Below are 3,764 nucleotides of genomic sequence, written 5' to 3' on the forward strand. Positions count from 1 at the left end.
GCCCGGGCGCTGGCCGTGCAGCCGGCCGTCCTGGTCCTGGACGAGGCGGTCGCCGCGCTGGACGTCTCGGTCCAGGCCCAGGTGCTCAACCTGCTCGCCGACATCCGCGAACAGACCGGCATCGGCTACCTGTTCATCACCCACGACCTCGGCGTGGTCCGCTGCGTCACCGACCAGGTCGTGGTCATGCGGCACGGACGGATCGTCGAGGCCGGCCCCACCGCCGAGGTCCTCGACGACCCGCAGCACGCCTACACCCGGCTGCTGCTGGAGTCCGTGCCCCGGCCCGGCTGGGATCCCGACCGGATCGCCGCCGCGCGCCGCGCCCTGTGAGCCCCTCGGCCCGGCAGCCGCTCGGGGTCTGCCGGGCCGGGGTCCCGTCCCGTTCCGGGGGGCGGCGGTGGCGGGCCCGGGATTCACCCCGATGGCGGGTACCTGCCGCAGCGGATCCTGACCCGCCTCTCAGTAGCGTGCGGGACCGTACCCCCTCAGGCACCTACCGGAACGAGGCCCCATGGCTCACCCGGCCCACCCGGCCCACCCCGGGCCGTCCCGCCGTACGCTGCTGCGCTCCGGGACGGCGCTCGCCGCACTGGCCCTGACCGGCGGCTGCGCCTCCGACAGCGGCGACGAGCAGCCGCCGAGCCCCGCCGGCACCGCCTCGGCCCAGGCGTCGTCCGCCTCCGGCAGCCCGAGCGCCGCGGCCGCCCGCGCGATGCCGGCCGAGTCCGCCCCGCACACCCGCACCTTCATGGCCTGGCCGGCCCTGGAGGAGGTGTGGGGCGACCAACTGCCCGGCGTCCGAGAGGACATCGCCGGGCTGGCCCGCGCCGTCGCCGGCTTCGAGCCGGTGGTGCTGCTGGCCCGCCCCGACCAGGCCGAGCAGGCCCGGCAGGCCTGCGGCTCCACGGTCGAGGTGCTGGAGCTGATGGTCGACGACCTGTGGGCCCGCGACACCGGCCCGACCTTCGTCACCGGCCCGCAGGGGCTCGCCGGGATCGACTTCAACTTCAACGGCTGGGGCAACAAGCAGACCCACGCCAACGACAGCCAGGTCGCCCGCAACCTCCTCGACCACTACGGCATCCCGCGCGTCCAGGCGCCGATCACCGGCGAGGGCGGCGGCATCGAGGTGGACGGCGAGGGCACCCTGATGGCCACCGAGAGCTCCTGGGTCAACCCCAACCGCAACCCCGGCAAGAGCCGCGACCAGATCGAGGCGGCCTTCAAGGACCTGCTCGGCGTCAGCACCGTGCTGTGGTTCCAGGGCGTCGCCGGGCAGGACATCACGGACTGCCACATCGACGCCCTGGCCCGCTTCGCCGAGCCCGGCACCGTCGTCGTCCACCGCCCCGGCCCGGACACCCCGCCCGACAGCTGGACCACCGCCTCCGACCAGGCCCTCCAGGTCCTCGCCACGGCGAAGGACGCCAGGGGCCGCACCCTCGAGGTGGTCGACCTCCCCGAACCCGACCTCGACCTGATCCCCGGCGCCGGCAAGGACTTCCTCGCCACCTACCTCAACTACTACATCTGCAACGGCGGCGTCATCGTGCCGCGCTTCGGCGACCGGGCCGCCGACGACCGGGCCGCCGGCATCATCGGCGACCTCCACCCCGGCCGGAAGGTCTCCCAGGTGTCCATCAACCACATCGCCTCCGGGGGCGGGGGCATCCACTGCGCCACCCAGCAGCAGCCCGTCGCCCCCGGCACCGGTCCGACGTGAGCGGGCGCCGGCTGCGGGACCGCCGTTTCCTCCTCGTCCTGCTGATCCTGGCCGTGCTGTGCTCGGCCGGGATCGCCCTGTACCTCAACGAGCGCGACACCCGCCAGCAGACCCGGGAACTCTCCCTCCCCACCACCGGCGACTGGGTCGAACTCGACGTCACCTCCCAGGACATCGACGCGGCCGGCGGCGAGATGACGCTCTACGTGGTGCCCGTCCCGCACGGCACCCTGGCCCAGGACCCGGAGTCCGGCACCTTCTCCCGCCGGGTCGACATCACCGTCCGGTCGACCACCCGCACCGAACTGCGGGCCGAACCGGGGGAGGCGGCGACGCCCAAACCGGTGTCGGCCAACCTCTACGGCGGCACCCCGACCGACTACCCCTTCGACCGCTACCGCTTCGAGGTGCTGTTCTCGGCCGCCGACGCCACCGGCGCCGTCCCGGTCGGGGTGGTGTTCGGCGACGCCGACCCGTTCTTCTTCGTCCGCCCGGCCGGCACCCCGTACGGGGCGGACGGCACGGTGTTCGAGGGGCGGGTGACCAGGGCACGGAGCACCTTCATCCTGGCCTGGTTCATGATCGCGGCGATGTGGGCGCTGGCGCTGGCGGTCCTGGCCGGGGCGGAGGTGCTCTACCGGGGTCGGCAGGGCATGGTGTGGCCCTCGCTGGGGTGGATGGCGGCGACCCTGTTCGCGCTGATCGGCATGCGCAACGCGGCGCCCGGCGCGCCGCCGATCGGCTCGCTGATCGACTATGTGGCCTTCTTCTGGGCGGAGGGTTCTGGGCGGAGGGCATCATCGCGGCCTGCCTGGTGGTCACGGTCGTCTCGGGCAGCCGGGTGGAGCACCGCAAAAGGGTCGACGCCGCCGAGCCGGCCGGGGCGGGTCCGTGAACGGTGGGGTGCCTCAGCGGCGCGGGCCGACCGTCGAGGCCAGGGAGTCCAGCAGGGTGCGCAGCACCAGTGCGGAGTCCACCGTCCCGTCCAGCGAGCCGATGGCGGCGATGCCGTCCACGGCGGCGGCGAAGGCCTCGCCGAGCGGGGCGGGGTCGGTGTCGCCGCCCCGCTCGTCCGCGAGCGCCCGGAACAGCCGGACGAAGCAGGACCGCCACCGCCCGTACTCGGCCTCCAGGGCGACCCGGACCCGCTCGTCGTTGAGGGCGAGCCAGTGCAGGGCGGCGTGCAGCCGGGCGAGGTCGGGGCTCTCGGGGCGGGTGAGCAGGGTCAGCACCCGTTCGGCCCGCTCGGCGTAGCCGCCCGGGCCGGCCACCGCCTCCTCCAGCGGGGTGATCCACTCGGGCCCGAGGTCCGCGACCACGGCCACGATCAGGTCGGTGCGGTCGGCGAAGTGGTAGTGGCACATCCCGTGCGAGACCCCGGACAGCGCGGCCACGTTGCGGGTGGTGAACCGGCCGGCCTCGCCGCCCGCGAGCAGGATCCGGGCCGCCGCGATCAGCCGGGCCCGGGTCTGCTCGCCCTTGGCCGAGGTCCGGGCGCGGCCGGGGACGGCCGTCCGGGGGGCGGCCGCGGCCCGGGTGGCTGCCGCGCCCCGGGTGGTTGCCGCGTCCTGGGTGGTTGCCGCGTCCTGGGTGCTGGCGGTCGTGTCCTGGGTGGTGGCCGGGTCCGCGCCCGTCGCCTGTGTCGCCATGGCGGTCACTGTAACGACTGCCGGGGCCGGGGGAGGGGCCGAAGCTGCGCAAAGTATTGACCGAGCGCTTGGTCAGTTCTACCTTTTCGGTCAACTGCTCGACGAGCAGGGCATCTTGACACGGAGGTAATGATGAACGACCGCTCCAGATCCGACAGAGCGACCGACAGCACGACGCCTGGCCGCCGCCGGCACCGCGCTCACCGTCGCGACCGGCGGGCCGGCCGCCGCCGCAGCCACCGGCCGCCGCGGCACCGGCGCGGACCGGGCCGCGGCCGCCGCCGGCTTCCGGGTGCCGATCGACACCCTGCGCCACACCCGCACCTGGATGGCCTGGCCGGACAGCACCGGCATCTGGCGCAACAAGCTCTCCGGCGTCCAGTCGGACA

The 3,764-nt window shown here is 74.5% G+C and carries 3 protein-coding genes and 1 pseudogene; 3 read left to right on the forward strand and 1 reads right to left on the reverse strand.

Annotated elements, in window-relative coordinates; all coding sequences use genetic code 11:
* The 3 genes and pseudogenes from VR45_RS40420 to VR45_RS50940 form a co-directional block, all read left to right on the forward strand.
* Nucleotides 1-333 (forward strand): ABC transporter ATP-binding protein (locus VR45_RS40420; protein ID WP_045944968.1); only part of this gene is annotated, 333 nt, incomplete at its 5' end.
* Nucleotides 334-514: 181 nt separating this feature from the next.
* Entirely contained in the window at nt 515-1,726 is a 1,212-nt protein-coding gene (locus tag VR45_RS40425) for an agmatine deiminase family protein (protein ID WP_045944969.1), read from the forward strand.
* Nucleotides 1,727-1,779: 53 nt separating this feature from the next.
* Nucleotides 1,780-2,445: pseudogene (locus VR45_RS50940) on the forward strand (DUF4436 family protein); the annotation flags it as partial.
* 189 nt (nt 2,446-2,634) lie between these two features.
* Here VR45_RS50940 and VR45_RS43185 read toward each other — a convergent pair.
* Nucleotides 2,635-3,375, reverse strand: a complete 741-nt coding sequence (locus VR45_RS43185; RefSeq protein WP_052709746.1) for a TetR/AcrR family transcriptional regulator — start codon at nt 3,373-3,375, stop codon at nt 2,635-2,637.
* Between the last annotated feature and the right edge of the window lie 389 nt (nt 3,376-3,764).

This window comes from Streptomyces sp. NRRL S-495, from assembly GCF_000966955.1.
In the GTDB taxonomy this organism is placed as follows: Bacteria; Actinomycetota; Actinomycetes; order Streptomycetales; family Streptomycetaceae; genus Kitasatospora; species Kitasatospora purpeofusca.

Coding starts and splice junctions, on each gene's coding strand:
- VR45_RS40425 (WP_045944969.1), top strand. CDS start 515: ATGGCTCACCCGGCCCACCCGGCCCACCCCGGGCCGTCCCGCCGTACG.
- VR45_RS43185 (WP_052709746.1), bottom strand. CDS start 3,375: ATGGCGACACAGGCGACGGGCGCGGACCCGGCCACCACCCAGGACACG.